15 protein-coding genes are annotated in these 14,972 nt (G+C 60.8%); 4 read left to right on the forward strand and 11 right to left on the reverse strand.

Features of this window, described 5'->3' with window-relative positions:
• The 9 genes from JI75_RS08865 to recN form a co-directional block, all read right to left on the reverse strand.
• Complete coding sequence (locus JI75_RS08865) at window positions 1-1,290, reverse strand: phosphoribosyltransferase family protein (RefSeq protein ID WP_082019834.1); 1,290 nt, start codon at window positions 1,288-1,290, stop codon at window positions 1-3.
• A gap of 7 nt (window positions 1,291-1,297) precedes the next feature.
• A complete protein-coding gene (locus JI75_RS08055) occupies window positions 1,298-2,731 on the reverse strand; it encodes an undecaprenyl-phosphate glucose phosphotransferase (protein ID WP_052241708.1) in 1,434 nt (477 codons plus the stop codon).
• A gap of 44 nt (window positions 2,732-2,775) precedes the next feature.
• Complete coding sequence (locus JI75_RS08060; protein WP_240993167.1) at window positions 2,776-3,915, reverse strand: LCP family protein; 1,140 nt, start codon at window positions 3,913-3,915, stop codon at window positions 2,776-2,778.
• A gap of 247 nt (window positions 3,916-4,162) precedes the next feature.
• Window positions 4,163-4,996 carry a deoxyribonuclease IV gene (locus JI75_RS08070; protein WP_039690084.1) on the reverse strand — a complete coding sequence of 278 codons (834 nt, stop codon included), beginning with the start codon at window positions 4,994-4,996 and terminating at the stop codon, window positions 4,163-4,165.
• Window positions 4,997-5,044: 48 nt separating this feature from the next.
• Window positions 5,045-5,800, reverse strand: a complete 756-nt coding sequence (locus JI75_RS08075) for an energy-coupling factor transporter transmembrane component T family protein (RefSeq protein ID WP_039690085.1) — start codon at window positions 5,798-5,800, stop codon at window positions 5,045-5,047.
• Entirely contained in the window at window positions 5,797-6,630 is an 834-nt protein-coding gene (locus tag JI75_RS08080; protein ID WP_039690086.1) for an energy-coupling factor ABC transporter ATP-binding protein, read from the reverse strand. Before JI75_RS08080 ends, JI75_RS08075 begins: the two co-directional genes overlap by 4 nt.
• On the reverse strand, window positions 6,609-7,466 hold the full coding sequence (locus JI75_RS08085) for an energy-coupling factor ABC transporter ATP-binding protein (protein WP_039690087.1): 858 nt from the start codon (window positions 7,464-7,466) through the stop codon (window positions 6,609-6,611). The genes JI75_RS08080 and JI75_RS08085 overlap by 22 nt, the downstream gene beginning before the upstream one ends.
• A gap of 82 nt (window positions 7,467-7,548) precedes the next feature.
• The gene (locus tag JI75_RS08090; protein WP_039690088.1) at window positions 7,549-8,115 is read right to left on the reverse strand and encodes a hypothetical protein; all 567 of its coding nucleotides are present in this window, start codon (window positions 8,113-8,115) and stop codon (window positions 7,549-7,551) included.
• 556 nt (window positions 8,116-8,671) lie between these two features.
• Window positions 8,672-10,351 carry a DNA repair protein RecN gene (gene recN / locus JI75_RS08095; protein ID WP_039690089.1) on the reverse strand — a complete coding sequence of 560 codons (1,680 nt, stop codon included), beginning with the start codon at window positions 10,349-10,351 and terminating at the stop codon, window positions 8,672-8,674.
• A gap of 191 nt (window positions 10,352-10,542) precedes the next feature.
• Between recN and dtd the strand changes: the two genes are divergently transcribed.
• From dtd to JI75_RS08115, 4 genes are all read left to right on the forward strand, one after another.
• Window positions 10,543-10,995 (forward strand): D-aminoacyl-tRNA deacylase, encoded by a 453-nt coding sequence (gene dtd / locus JI75_RS08100; protein ID WP_039690090.1) that lies wholly within the window; start codon window positions 10,543-10,545, stop codon window positions 10,993-10,995.
• A gap of 1 nt (window position 10,996) precedes the next feature.
• Entirely contained in the window at window positions 10,997-11,329 is a 333-nt protein-coding gene (locus tag JI75_RS08105) for an MGMT family protein (RefSeq protein WP_039690091.1), read from the forward strand.
• Between the two features lie 61 nt (window positions 11,330-11,390).
• A complete protein-coding gene (locus JI75_RS08110; RefSeq protein WP_039690092.1) occupies window positions 11,391-11,705 on the forward strand; it encodes a DMT family transporter in 315 nt (104 codons plus the stop codon).
• A gap of 3 nt (window positions 11,706-11,708) precedes the next feature.
• A complete protein-coding gene (locus JI75_RS08115; RefSeq protein ID WP_039690093.1) occupies window positions 11,709-12,050 on the forward strand; it encodes a DMT family transporter in 342 nt (113 codons plus the stop codon).
• A gap of 9 nt (window positions 12,051-12,059) precedes the next feature.
• On the opposite strand, the gene uvrB is transcribed toward JI75_RS08115, so the two are convergent.
• Complete coding sequence (gene uvrB / locus JI75_RS08120) at window positions 12,060-14,210, reverse strand: excinuclease ABC subunit UvrB (RefSeq protein ID WP_039690094.1); 2,151 nt, start codon at window positions 14,208-14,210, stop codon at window positions 12,060-12,062.
• Between the two features lie 99 nt (window positions 14,211-14,309).
• Complete coding sequence (gene coaE, locus JI75_RS08125) at window positions 14,310-14,915, reverse strand: dephospho-CoA kinase (RefSeq protein WP_039690095.1); 606 nt, start codon at window positions 14,913-14,915, stop codon at window positions 14,310-14,312.
• Between the last annotated feature and the right edge of the window lie 57 nt (window positions 14,916-14,972).

Raw genomic sequence — 14,972 nt, forward strand, 5'->3', positions numbered from 1 at the left:
TTAACCCCTTGCCTCTTTGAGTTTTTCTATCTCTCGACCCCACTCTTCCTTGAATGCCTCAAAGTCAGGGTTGTCTTTCGATGAGGGCAAGCTAAGCAAGCAGTTCCTATAAAGCCAAAAGTCGACACTCATGGTCTTTTCAGATGGAGGGAATACATTCAGAGCCGCAGTTTTAACCTCACTTGAAGGAAACTTCGACCGAATCAAAGATACAGCAGCGGCCATCGAAGCACCGCTATCAACCGAATCGTCAACTATCAGAATACTTCGATAGTCACCCTTTGGCTCGCTTAGAAAACATAGACTGGCTTCCTGAGAATCATTCTTAGACCCTCTGGAAGTTCTCAGCAGCAGTTCGGTTCTGCGCAACCCGCTCTTAATGAATCGTGGTAAGCGGGAAAGGACGCTCGATGCGCTCTTCTTCAGCCCCTCTCCACTCCGGTGAGAGCTCAACGCAAAAACAGGTACGTCAAAAAGCCTCCCGATTTCCTCGCCAATCAGGAACCCCCCTTTTGCAAGGTAGACAATGCAATCAGGCTCATACTCGTCACTTACAAGTTTTTGCAGCATTTCGGAAGCTATTTTCACATCCTCGAACCGCATCTCGATAAACTCTTTTGGCTGCGGATGCCAGAGCTTTTTCCCAACACGAACAAATTTCGTTACTGTATGAGAAAACTTGATGCAAGGGCTAGAGTTCAGTTTTGCCGAAGCAAGCACGTCGCCGAAGTTCTCCGCCTCAAAGCATTCATCGGTCTCGCAAGCGTTCCTTCCAACTTCAAAAAACACATGCGAGTCCCCTCCAACGATAGCAGGCAAACAGTACCGCTCCGAAATCTCTTTCTGCTTTTTATCAAAATCAAGACTAATGTTACGCCCGTTATGAATTTCAATGCAGTCTACCTGCGACGATACACGAGAAAGAGCTTCCGACTTCAAAATCGTCTTATATCGCTTTTCGTCGTAGGGGTGCGGAACATAAACCACGCCTCCCTGTCTACGGATTTCGGCAACAGTTTGCTCAATCGACAGACCGGCAGCGATGCGTTTATACAAAAAGAGACCGATGACCTCGCCCTCTTTTGTAAACACCTCTTCTCCCACGATAACCTTGATTCCTCGTTGTCTAAAAAATGAAAACCAATTCAGTGCAGCTTGAACCTCGTTATGATCGGTAATGGCTATACAATTAAGCCCCTTCAGCTTGCACATCATCAACAGGGCAAACTTCCCCATACAGGAGTCTTTTGAGTATTTCGTATGCAGATGAAATTCAGTTTTATATCCCATAGTTTTTCTAGCTAATCTTCTCTGAATTCAAAAAACCGCCAAAGAGTGTCTTGAAGAAAATCTTCACATCCAACCAAAAGCTCCAGTTTTCGATATACCAAAGATCATGTTCGATTCTGCCTTCGATGGAGGTGTCTCCCCGAAAACCGTTGACCTGAGCCCAGCCAGTAATTCCCGGACGGACCTGGTGCCTTAACATGTAACGAGGAATAGTCTCTCTGAACTTCTCAACGTAGTGAGGAATTTCAGGACGAGGTCCGACGATGCTCATATCTCCTTTGAGCACCGAAAGAAACTGAGGGAGTTCATCAATGCTGCATTTGCGAATGAAACTACCAAACCTAGTTTTCCGCGGATCTTCATCCGTGCTCCAAGCACTATTCGACTCGATATTCACGCGCATACTTCGAAACTTGAGCATGTTGAATGGACGATTATTAAGGCCAATCCGCTCTTGTTTGAACAGAATAGGGCCCGGGCTGCTTAATCTGACTCCAATCGCTGTAATCACCATAAGCCAAGAGACTAAGATGAGCACGAATACGCTCACCACAATGTCGGCAGCCCTCTTCATCGTTGAATTAAAAATACTAGAGAGCGGCATGCTGCGCAGATTGACTAATTTGACGTCATCTACGCAGTCTATCTTAGGACTTTGTGGAACAATCTCGTTGTAGAATGGAACCAACGTGAGCGCAGCACCATACTTATCCGCAAAACTGCTTATTTTTCTTATATCGTCGTATTCATTAACTTCAAGAGCGATAACTATCTCATCGATTTTGGTCGACGAGAGAAGTTCGTCCAAATCGTCAACAGTACCGAGACGACGTTTCAAAAGAGGGCACTTACTCAAAACCTCCTCTTCATCCTCAGAGCACGAAGAGGAGGCTACGTAACCTACGACGGATTCGAAACGAGAAGAATCAACGCCAATGACATTTGCATAGTGCTTTGCTATCTCTCCACACCCTGCGACTAAAACGAACCTAAGAGCTTTTTTATTTTTCCGCAAACGATAGAAATAACGGACTGTCAGCCATCCTTTTAATATAACTAAAAAAGTCGATATCAAATAAAACAGGAGCAGGGTCATCCTACTCACATTTTCAAGATGCGTAACATAGAGTAGCGCCGAAAACAAAACCAGCCCTACTGTGTTCACTTGAGCTATTCGCCTCGCCATGCCTCTAATCTTGCCAAGATAGATGCAGCCATACACGCGAAAGAAACCATAAGCAGCAACCAGAATTAAGGAATATAGAACCAAGATCCCAAAACCCAGATCAGGATAAAAGGGCGCTCGCAATTGAGATAAGCCCCCGAGCGTTTTCATTGTCCCAATATAGAGCCAGGAAGCAGCCAGGTAGCTTAAAACGATAATCAAAGCGTCAAACAGGGCAAGAACGCAATACAAAGCATGCCGTCTAGCACTATCCACCAACTACTCCTTTCCCTATCGAACGCAGAGTATCTCGACAAAAACTAGTTCACCTGAGGGTTATCCCCATTGTCCACCCTACTCATCATGGCATTCCATTCAGCCTGGTCGGAGATCACATAGCTCACACCGTCGATAGTTGCCGTCGACGAAGGCGCCATGGCCGAATAGATCGTCATATCGCCGCCTTGGAACTTCGAAGCAAGCGAGATGATATCGGTGGCAGACATATCGGTGGTCACTGTGCTGGCAAGATCCTGAACTGCACCGGGCAGCTCGGCGGCAGGCTTTGAAAGCACCTGCTTCATAATGGCCGCAGCCACCAAGCGTTGATTGTCGGAGCGTTGGAAATCGCCCCGGACGTAACCGTAACGCTCTCGGGAGAGAGCCAAAGCCTGAGAGCCGTTAAGCAGCTGGTATCCGGAGCTCAGCCGGGTTCCGGTGTTGCTGGCTCCCGTTTCGTCATTTGAAACGGGTACGTCGACCCATACGCCTCCAAGCTTATCAACCAGGTCTTCGAGCTCTTTGAAGTGAATCTCCGCATAATGGGTGATAGGTACACCGGCAAAGCTCGATACGGCTTCGATTGCGCCGGACGCCCCTCCGAAAGCGTACGCAGCATTGATTTTCTGGGTTCCATGGCCGGGGATCTCGACTTTGGTATCACGAGGGATGGATACCATAGTCACCTTCTTCTCGCCCGGGACGATGCGGGCGAGGATGATCACATCCGAACGAGAGGCCTCGGTCATATCGCGCGCGTCAGAACCGAGGATCAACGTATAAAACGCATCCTTTTCGTTTGCGTTCGGAGATTCCTTAGGCGCTTGAAGCGCCTCTCTCACTTCCTGAGCTTCGACCGCATCCTTGTTAGATATAGCTCCGTTGATACTGTTCAGATACAAGGCGACGGCGATACCCAACCCGATGAGCATCACTAGGATCGCCACGAGGACGATCAGCAGAGCGACCTTCGCTTTCGACCTCTTCTTTTTGGGTGGCATCAACGGGTACGTCGGATGGTAACCGTCCCGAACATGGTCGACGACTCGGCTTTTTTCGGATCCCATGGGCTGATCGGCAAAAACGCCCCCAACACCCGAAGGTTGCGCCTGAGCTTGAGGCCTCTTCGCATGTTTCCCTCGAGGGCGAGAATAATCATCCTGCGCCACTTCAAACCCCATTTCTCATCCGCACGCGAACGCAAACCGCGCGCCATGCGGCCGTCTCTCTCAGACCTATGTACTAAACATCCCTTGCAGTAGATTATTTTAACCTATATCCGACTGTTCCGTATAAAACATATGCCCAAGCAGAACCATCAGCGGTTTTTCGCCGAGTGCGTCCCGCGCTGAACTATCCGGAAAAGGGATCGGTTCTATGGGAGATACAGGCCATTTGGTCGAAAAAGGGGACTCTGATAAATGACCGTCACTGCGAAAAAGAACGCAGCAGCGCGATCTCTGCGGCGTACCCGTCCAGGCTGTCCTGGGGCGTCTCCAGATACAGGGGCAGCTTCCGCAAAACCGGGTGAGTCACGACGGCCTCGAATGCACCGATGCCGATGAAGCCCTCGCCCAGCCGCTCGTGGCGATCCTTATGGGCCCCAAGCGGGTTCTTGCTGTCGTTCAGATGCAGCGCCCTCAACCGGTCGATCCCCAGCACCTGGTCGAAGCGATCCAGAACCCTCTCCAGATCGCCCGCAATATCGTAGCCTCCGTCCCACACGTGGCACGTGTCCAGGCACACGCCCATGCGATCGCCCAGGTCGACGCGGTCGATAATGGCCGCCAGCTCCTCGAACGTGCAGCCGACCTCGGTCCCCTTGCCGGCCATGGTCTCCAAAAGCACCGTCGTGGTCTGGCCGGGACGAAGCACCTGGTTCAAAGCCTCCGCTATGAGCTCGATCCCGCGCTCCGATCCCTGGCCCACATGGGCGCCGGGGTGGAAGTTGTACATCTGGCCGGGCGTGTTCTCCATACGGGCCAGATCCTCCGCCAAAGTGACCAGCGCGAACTCGCGCGTCTGGGGGTTCGACGACGCGGGGTTCAGCGTATAGGGGGCATGGGCCAGGATGCGCTCGATTCCCGCCTCCGCGCACTCCGCGTGAAAACGCTCGAGATCGGCCGGATCGATCGCCTTGGCCTTTCCCCCGCGCGGGTTGCGCGTGAAGAACTGGAACGTGTTCGCCCCGATGCGGCGGGCATCGCGGGCAGCAGCGGCAAAGCCCTTCGCAATGGAAAGGTGGCACCCAAGCGTAAGCATGGAAAAACTCCCGTCTCGAATGGTCGGGCGGATATCGCCCGTTCGATCTTACCAGGCGATGGCAATCGCCAACAGCGCGAGGACGACCGCGGCCGCCACGGCGTCGCCTGCGCCCAACGGGTACGACTTGTAGCCGCTCTCGCGCGTGCGGAGGTTGAACCCGCGCACCTCCGCCGCGATTGCGGCACTGTTGGTCTTCCTCACCGACGACACGAGCAGGGGCACGGCCAAAGGGGCCATAAGCCGCAGGCGCCGTATGGGACCCGCAGCGTCGAAGCGGACGCCGCGCGCGGTTTGGGCCTCCACGATCCCCCGCATGTCGTCCATGAACACGGGAACGAACCGAATGGCCGACGAGAACGTGAACGCATACCGGTAGGGAACGCGCAGCACCTTGACGGCGGCGTTCGACAGGTCGTTCGGATCGGTCGCCGAAAGCGCCACGTACAAAGGCACGGACGCGGCAACCAGGCGCGCAACCGTCGATGCGGCGGCCCGCACGCTGCCGACGCCGATGTAGCCCCAGGGCAATCCCACCAAAAGCGCCCCTTCGGGAGTCGTGAGCAGCTGCACGACGGCCAACAGCGCCGAAAACGCCGCCACGGAAAGCGCTGCGAACGCGCTTTTGCGCAGCATCCCGGCCGCCGCCGCGAACGCGAACCCCGCAGCAAGCAGCGCCCCCAGCGCCGCAGGGGTCTCGGCGCAGAAGCAGGCCGCCGCGAACACGAGGGCGCCCAGGAATCGCGTGACCGGGTTCAGCCTGTTCATCAGCGTACTTTCCACACGATCGAACGATCCGCTCATCGCGCATCACCCCTTACCGCCGCCTCGAGGGCATCAGCCATCCGCCCTACCGTGCTCGCCGTCGCAACGCCGGGGACGGCGCGCGAACCTTGCCGGGCCAAACCCAAAGACACCCCTATGATCTGCGGAGGCAGAAGCGACGCCGCTTCGAGGGCGGCTTCGTTGCGCAGCACCTCGAACACGGGCCCGTCATCGACGACGCGGCCGGCGTCCATCACGATCGCCCGCTCGGCGAAGTCCGCAACCACCTCCATGTCGTGGCAAACCATCAGCACGGCGGCCCCCTCCTCACTCAGGCGGCGCACCGCCCCCATGACGGCCATGCATTCGCGGAAATCCAACCCGCACGTCGGCTCGTCGAGCACCAAGAGGGCGGGCTCGAGAACGACGACGGACGCGAGGGCCACCATCTGACGGGTTCCGCGGTTCAGCAGGTACGGCTGCGCATCGAGGTCGAGTCCGAACTCCGCCGAAACGCGCTCGACGCGGCCCCGCGCCTCGTCCTCGTCAACCTCCAGGGCGCGCAATCCGAACATCAGCTCGTCGAACACCGTCGCGCAGCAGATCTGGCGATCGGGGTTTTGAAACAGGAACCCCACGCTTCGCGCGATCTCGCTCACAGGCAGGTCACGCGTGGGGACGCCGCCGACCAGCACTTCGCCGCTTCGAGGCTTCAGCAAGCCGTTCGCCATCCGCAAAGCCGTCGATTTTCCCGCCCCGTTCGTCCCGATCAGAGCCGTGATGCTCCCGGGCGCCACCGAGAACGAGACGTCGCGCAAAACCTGTTCGCCCGTAGCGTAGCCTCCGCTCACTCTCCTGAATTCGAGCATGCCAGCACCTCCCTCGCCGCACGAACGGCCTCCTCGACGCTGCGGCAGACCGGCCCCTCGTACAAACCCCTCCGCGTCAGCTCGTTTGAAAGCTCGGTGGATCGAGGAACGTTCACCCCCAGATCGAAAAGCCGGTCGGGGCGCTTCAGCAAATCGGTCGGGGCCCCGTGAAGCGCCACGCGCCCCTCATCCATCACCACCATGTCGTCGGCGAACTCCGCCAGAAGCCCGATCTTCTGCTCGACCGCCACCACGCATGCGCGGTTCTCGGCCGCATAGCTTTTCAGGAAGGAGAACACGGCGCGGGAACTCACCGGATCAAGCTCGGACGTCGGCTCGTCCAGCACCAGGACCCGCGGACGCAGAGCCAGGATCGACGCCAGCGCCACCTTCTGCTTCTGACCCCCCGATAGCGTAGATATAGCGCGGTGGCGCAGGTCGGCGATGCCCACGGACAACAGCGCCTCGGACAGGCGGCCTTCGATCTCGGACGGTTCGATCCCGAAGTTCTCGAGACCGAACAAAACCTCGTCCTCCACAACCGCGGTCACCATCTGGCTCTCTATGTCCTGGCACACGCTCCCCACGATTCGGGACAGATCGGTGAGCCTCGTTTCGCACGTATCGTTTCCGTCCACCGCCACGGATCCGTAGAAATCGCCGGGATAACAATGGGGAACGACGCCGTTCAACGCATAGGTAAGCGTCGACTTCCCCGAGCCGGCCGCGCCCGTGATCCCAAGGAACGTCCCCGCCGCAACACTCAGATCCACATCGCTGACAGCGAAATCGGAGCGCCCCCGGTACCGGAACGAAAACCCCTTCATTTCGATCATCGCAGCTCCTCGCAACGAACGGCTGCCGCCGGCCTCGACGGCAGCCCCCAACGCAGGCAATCGATGGCAAACGGCGCGGCCATCAGCGCTTCAGAACCGCACGCAGCGGCACCACCAGGATCTGAGCGAGAATCGCGTTGAACACCGCCGTTCCCACCACCATCACGCTGTAGGCGGCAAGCGCGGCCGGAAGCGCGATGCCGTTTGCCACCGAGAGGAACGCGACGAACGCATATCCCGACGCGATCGTGGTGACGAAGGTGGTTGCGAACGGATTCGCATCGACTTTGCCGAACCTCAGCGGAACGAGGATCGCAAGACCGCACACCAACCCTCCGACGGTTTCCGAGAAGATGTTGGCCAGCGGGGTCGCCGCCAGGAGGGGCAGCTGGCACATAAGGCCCGCAATGAGGCCGATGACCAGCGCCTGGGGGATGCGCGGACGCGTGAGGATGATGGCCAGGGCGTACATTGCGATGATGAAGTTGGGCTTCATGCCGCCGAACGTGAGAAACGACGCGACGGTGAGCTTCAAGACGGCTCCCGCCGCCAGCAGGACGGCGACCAGTATGAGGTCGCGCGTCGACAGGCCGCCCGACGGCGAATCCACGGAAACGGTCCTCTTCTCTGCGGTGGTGATCTCGGCCATGATCGGCTCCTTCCGGGCGGCATCGCGCCCCTTCGCTGCGTCCCGACCGATCGGGACTACCCAGATGCCGGCTTTTCGGAGCTAGCCGAAACCGACCGAGCGGGGGTGTTCCGTCTTACCGCGCTCGCGCGCCTTACTGCGTATCGCGATACGAAAAAAGCCTGCCCTTCGAGACCCTTGCGGGTTTCAAAGGACAGGCTTATACGTACCTGCGGTGCCACCTTTGCTTGGTTCGGTGATCGAACCCTCTCACGAACATGCCAACACATGTCCTGCCTCTGACGCGGGCTCACGGTCCAGATACTCGGCCCGGAAGGCCTTTCCCCTTTCCCTCGGCGAACCATTTGCCGTCCAGCTGCTGCGGGAATCTCAGCTGCGCCCGCTCTCTGTGAGTGCCTCGAACGACGTTACCTTCGCCTCATAGGTTTCGAGATATTCGGTTGTAGCGGTCATTCTAGCGAAGAGGGGCCGTCCGTCAACGGTGAACCGCGCCCGACACACGCTCGAAACAAAAACGGCGGCGCACCCCGATCGGCGCCGTCGCCTCGCGGGTCCGTCAGGCAGACGCGTTTTCCAGCATCTCGCGCGCGTGAGCCACGGAGGCGTCGGTTGAATTGCCCGAGAGCATCCGCGCGACCTCCCGGACCCGGTCCTCCCCCGAAATCTCTCCGATCACCGTGGACACCCCGTCTGGGCCCTCGACCTTCGACACCACGTAGTGGCGCTGCGCATGGACCGCCACCTGGGCGAGGTGGGTAACGACGATCACCTGGTGGGTGCGCGCCAAATCGGCGACGACCTCGGCCAGGGCGTTGGCCACCGACCCGCCAACACCTGCGTCCACCTCGTCGAATACCAGCGTATCGACCGTATCCCGCTTCCCGAGGGCGACCTTGGTGGCCAGCATGACGCGGCTGACCTCGCCTCCCGACGCGATGCGGGCGAGGGGCCGCGCCTGCATGCCGGCGCCGGGACGATACATGAACTCGATCGACGACGGACCCTGGGCCGACCACGACGAGCGGTCCAGCCGCTCGATCGAACAGACCAGCTCCGCCGAACCCATCTCCAGGCGCTCGAGCACCCGGTTCGCCTCGAGTTCGAAGCCGGGAGCCGCAGCGCGGCGGGCCTCGTCGAGCTCGTCGGCCGCCTCGGACAAGGCCGCCTCGGCCCGCTCGACCTCGCGCACGGCGGCCGCCTCGCGCAGCTCCGCATCGTCCACGAGCGACACTTCGTCGGCCGCCTCGTCGCGCCGCGCCAGCACGTCGTCCATACGGGGGCCGTATTCCCTCATCAGCCCTTGGAGGTGCGCGATGCGCTCCTGTTGGAGCGCCATCGTCTCCGCATCGAATTCAACCCCTTCGCGGTAGTCGCGCGCCTGGGCCGCAACGTCTTCCAGCACATACCCCGCCTCGCGCAGCGATTGGGCCAGCTCACCCAGACCGGAGTCGTATCGCGCGCACGACTCCAGCGCCGATGCCGCCGCGTTCAGCGCATCGAGCGCGCCGCCATCCGCCGACAGGGCCTCGTGAGCCGTTGCCGTCGCCCTCACCAGCGCTTCAGCATTTTCCGCCACCGAAAGGTCGTGGACTAGCTGCTCGTATTCGCCGGGCTGGGGGCCGATTTCGTCGATGCGCCTCAGGACGAACCGCGCCTCGTCGAGCCGCGCCGACGAGCTTTTCCGGGCCTCCCTCACGCGATCGAGCTCGGAGTGCGCCGCGCGGGCCTCGGACAGACGGGTCCGATAAGCCTCGAGCCGGTCGCGCACCTCCTCGCCCGCCCAGGCGTCGAGGATGCCCGCATGGTTCGCGGGCTTCATGAGCTGCTGATGCTCGAACTGCCCGCACAGATCGACGCTGGCGGCCACCGTGTCCGCCAGCTCGCGCGCACTGGCAAGCGACCCGTTCACGGAAACACGGGAACGGCCGTCGGAGCCCACGCGGCGCACGACCACCGCCTCCTCGGATGTCGCGGCCCCATCGGAAAACCCGTCTGGGTCCCCTAAGGCCCCGGCCGTTGCGGGTATCCCGAAGAACCGCCCTTCGACCTGCAAAGACGATGCGCCTTCTCGCACCATCGCCTTGTCCGACCGACCCCCCATAAGCAGCTTGAGGGCGGAAAGCAGGGCCGACTTGCCGGCTCCGGTCTCTCCGGTGAGGACGGTGAGGCCGTCGGCGGGCGCAAGCGAGGCCGAGCGGATGAGAGCGAGGTCGCTCACCTGTATTTCATCGATCATGGGCGTCTCCCGATACCTGGTCACCTCGAACCCCCAGTATAGCAAGCGAACCCACCCGAAACCCAACCGCCATCCAACCTATGCGCCGATTCCCGTCGATGGATATTCTCCGAAACTTCGTCCCAGGGATCCGAAGCCCCTTCCGCGCCCCCAGCATCAAGTACACTGAGGATCGGGTGAAAGGAAGGCTCATGCGCGCGGTTATACAACGGGTCAAACAGGCGAGCGTCAGCGTCGAAGGAGCCGTCGTCGGCTCGTGCGGGCGCGGCTACCTCGTCTTGCTGGGCGTAGGCGCCGGCGACACCCGAAAAGAAGCCGAGCGGCTGTGGTCGAAGGTCCTCAACCTGCGCATCTGCGCCGACGATGAAGGGAAAACGAACAGGTCGATCGGGGAGATCTCGGGGGAGCTGCTGGTCGTCTCCCAGTTCACCCTCTACGCCGACTGCCGTCGGGGGAGGAGGCCCTCGTTCACCGGCGCCGCCGATCCCGAAACGGCGCAGCGCCTCTACGAGGAATTCGTCTCACTCGCCCGCCAGGACATCGCCCGCGTCGAGACGGGCGTCTTCGGTGCCGACATGGACGTGTCCCTGGTCAACGACGGACCTTTCACCATCGTATTGGACACCGACGAGATGGCGGGATGACATGAGCGAGTTTTCCGAGACGGTGTACGCGGCGGTACGGCGCATCCCGCGCGGATGCGTGGCGACCTATGGGCAGGTGGCAGAAGCCATAGGGCGCCCGCGCGCAGCGCGCTACGTCGGCTTCGCGCTGCATAACAACCCGCATCCCGGCATGGACGAGGACGCCACGCCCTGCCACCGCGTCGTGTTCAAGGACGGGTCGCTCGCACCCGGCTTCGGCTTCGGGGGACCCGCGGCGCAGCGGCGCATGCTGGAGGCAGAAGGCGTGCGGTTCGTCGACGAATCCCATGTCGATCTGGAAAAGCACCGGGTAAGCACCCTCTTGGAACAATAGCGCGGGCAGCGCGGCAGCTTGGTTTGCGCAGCTCGTCGGCTTGGAAAGGACAGAGAAGCACATGGCGTGGCTCATGCTCGCAGGGTCGGTGATCCTCGAAACGTTCGCCGACACCTCGATGAAGCTGTCGGACGGCTTCCGTAAGAAGGGATGGATCGCGGGCATCGCGATCGGATACGTCTTGTCGTTCTACCTGATGTCGCACGTGCTGGCCGAGCTCCCCCTCGGCATCACCTACGCCATCTGGAGCGGCTCTTCCATCGCGCTCACCTGCGTCGTCGGGCGCGCCGTATGGGGCGAGCTGTTCACCTGGAAAAAAGTGGTGGGAATCGCCCTCGTCATCGCCGGCATAGTCCTGTTGAAGCTGGGGGTGTGATCCATGTCTGCCATCACGCGCAGCTGGGCGCTCCTGGGCGCGGCGATCGTCTGCGAGCTGTTCGGAACCACCTTCATCAAGCTGTCGAACGGATTCACCGAGCCCGCGTTCGTCGTCGGGGTGGCCATCAGCTACCTCGCCAGCTTCTCGCTGTTCTCCTTCGCCCTGAAACGCCTCCCTTTGGGGCTGTCGTACGGGGTATGGGGCGGAATCGGCACGATCGGCACCGCCGTCATCGGGGCGCTGGTGTTCGGCGAGCCCGTCACCGTTCTCATGGGGCTGGGAATCGCGCTTATCATCGCCGGGGTCGCCTTCATGAACGCCGGAACCGACACGGAAGCCTAGTGGCGCAGCCTACTGACTGCGGCTCGAGCCGTAGGCTGCGTGCTTGCGGTTTCCGTAGGCGCTTCCCTTGCGGGCCGTCTTCTTCAAACCGGCAAGCGCCGCCTCTTCGGTGGTGCCCTCGAACTGCGCGCGGAACTTGACGATCTGGTCGCGCAGATGGGCCGCGGCCTCGAAATCCATGTTCCGAGACGCTTCCGCCATCTCGTCTTCCATGCTGGAAACGATGCGCAGCACCTCTTCGCGCGACAGTTCGGCCAGCTCGCGGTTGATGTCCTCGGCGCTGACGTCGCCCACCTCGTCGGTGACGTAGCTCATGATGTCGTTCACCGCCTTGCGCACGGTCTGCGGCTCGATGCCGTGATCCTCGTTGAACTTCATCTGGATGGCGCGGCGTCGGCGCGTCTCGTCGATGGCCAGCCTCATGGAGTCGGTGACCTTGTCCGCGTACATGATCACCTCGCCCGACACGTTGCGGGCGGCGCGCCCGATGGTCTGGATGAGCGAGCGGTGGTTGCGCAGGAAACCCTCCTTGTCGGCGTCCAAGATGGCGACCAGGGAGACTTCGGGCAGGTCGAGCCCCTCGCGCAGCAGGTTGATGCCCACCAGCACGTCGAACTTGCCCAGCCGCAGATCGCGCAGGATCTCGACGCGCTCGAGCGTCGCGATGTCGGAATGCATGTAACGCGTGTTGATCCCCTGGTCGAGCAGGTGGTCGGTAAGGTCCTCGGCCATCTTCTTCGTCAGCGTAGTGACGAGCACGCGCTCGTTGCGCTCGACGCGCGCCCGAGCCTCGTCGATGATGTCGTCGATCTGGGAGGCCACCGGGCGCACGACGATCTCGGGATCGAGCAGGCCCGTCGGGCGGATGATCTGCTCGACGCGCGCCTGGCTGACGCGGTTCTCGTAATCGCCGGGCGTAGCCGAAACGTACACGAACTGGGGCACCCGCTCTTCGAACTCGTCGAAGCGCAAGGGGCGGTTGTCAAGGCAGCTCGGAAGCCGGAACCCGTGCTCGGTCAGCGTGATCTTGCGCGAACGGTCGCCCTCGTGCATCCCGCGGATCTGCGGAACGGTCACGTGGCTCTCGTCGATGATGCACAGGAAGTCTTTGGGGAAGTAGTCGATCAGCGTGTAGGGCGGCTCGCCGGGATTTCGCCCGTCCAGGTGACGCGAGTAGTTCTCGATCCCCGAGCAGAACCCCATCGTCTCCAGCATCTCCAGGTCGTAACCCACGCGCATCTCCAAGCGCTCGGCCTCGAGCAGCTTGCCGCCCTCGCGGAACTGGGTCAGGCGCTCGCGCAGCTCCTCGCGGATGGTGCCCAGCGCCTTCTCCATCTTCGGCCGAGCCGTCACGTAGTGGGAGGCCGGCCACACGGGAAGCGCCTCGTAGGTGTTCAGCACCTCCCCCGTCAGACCGTCCACTTCCGAAATACTTTCGATCTCGTCGCCCCAGAACTCGACGCGGACGGGGTTGTCGGCATAGGGGGGAAACACGTCTAAGCTGTCCCCGCGCACGCGAAACGTCCCGCGCGACAGCTCGTAGTCGTTGCGGTCGTACTGGATCTCGATGAGCTCGCGGATGATGTCGTCGCGGTCCGCCTCCTTCTCTTTGTCCAGGAAAACCGCCATGCCCGCGTAATCCATGGGGCTGCCGATGCCGTAGATGCACGACACGCTGGCCACCACGATGCAGTCGCGACGGGACAACAGGGCCGACGTCGCCGCATGGCGCAGCTTCTCGACCTCTTCGTTGATCGACGCGTCCTTCTCGATGAAGGTGTCCGACGAGGGAACGTAGGCTTCGGGCTGGTAGTAATCGTAATACGAGACGAAATACACCACCGAGTTATCGGGGAAGAACTCCTTCAGCTCGGCCGCCAGCTGGGCCGCGAGCGTCTTGTTGGGAGCAAGCACCAACGTGGGCTTCTGCACGGCCTCGATGGTCTTGGCCATGGTGAACGTTTTCCCCGATCCCGTCACTCCCAAAAGCGTCTGGTAGCGCAGGCCCTGCTCGATGTTGCGCGCGAGCGCTGCGATGGCCTCGGGCTGATCGCCCGCCGGCTCGTAGGGCGACACCACCCGAAGCGGGGTCGAGGACAGGCGCACCTCGGGAAGCTTTCCCTGCATTTCGACCCCTTCGAGGTTCGTCAGATGTGACACGGATGCTCCCTTTCCGAAACGCGCGGCCAACCGGCCCGCTTGACTTGGCTCCGATGCGCAAAAGGCCGCCCCGAAGGGCGGCCCCGAACGAACCGGCGGCTAGATGCCTTCCTGCTCGCAGTAGTCCCGCCACCAGGCGACCACCCGATCGCGCAGGTCTTCGGGCGTGCCGTCGTTGTTGAACACGACGTCGGCCTCCTCGATGCGCTCGGCGTCGGTGATCTGCTGGGCGATGCGGCGGCGAACGTCGAGCTCGTCCCAGCCCGACTGCACCGCGCGGGCCACGCGGGTCTCGATGGGCGCGAGCACCGCGATCACCACGTCGGCGTTGTACGCCATGGACAGGCTGCGGGTCTTGTACACCGAATTCTCCACCACGACGGCCTCGTGGCCCTCGGACTCGAGCGCGTCCAGCATGCTGGTGAACGCGTCTTCGATGCGGGGAAGCGTGATGCGGTTCAGCTTGCGCGTAAGGGCCGGGGACACGAACGCCTTCTGGGCGAGTGCCGCGCGCACCACCTCGCCGTCTTCTCCCAGGATATCCGCGCCGAACGCATCGACCAGGTCGGATTTGACGACGTCCCACGTCAGAACCTCATGGCCCACCTTATCGAGGTCGATATAAGCCAGACCCTGCTCGACCAGAGCTTTCCGGGCGGTTGACTTGCCGGCACCCATGCCGCCGATGACGAAGATCTGCCTCATTTCGCGCCTCCTTTGCACCTTGAAAAACGGTCGGTTCCATCATACACATCTTGGATG

Source organism: Berryella intestinalis, from assembly GCF_000814825.1.
GTDB classification, from domain to species: domain Bacteria; phylum Actinomycetota; class Coriobacteriia; order Coriobacteriales; family Eggerthellaceae; genus Berryella; species Berryella intestinalis.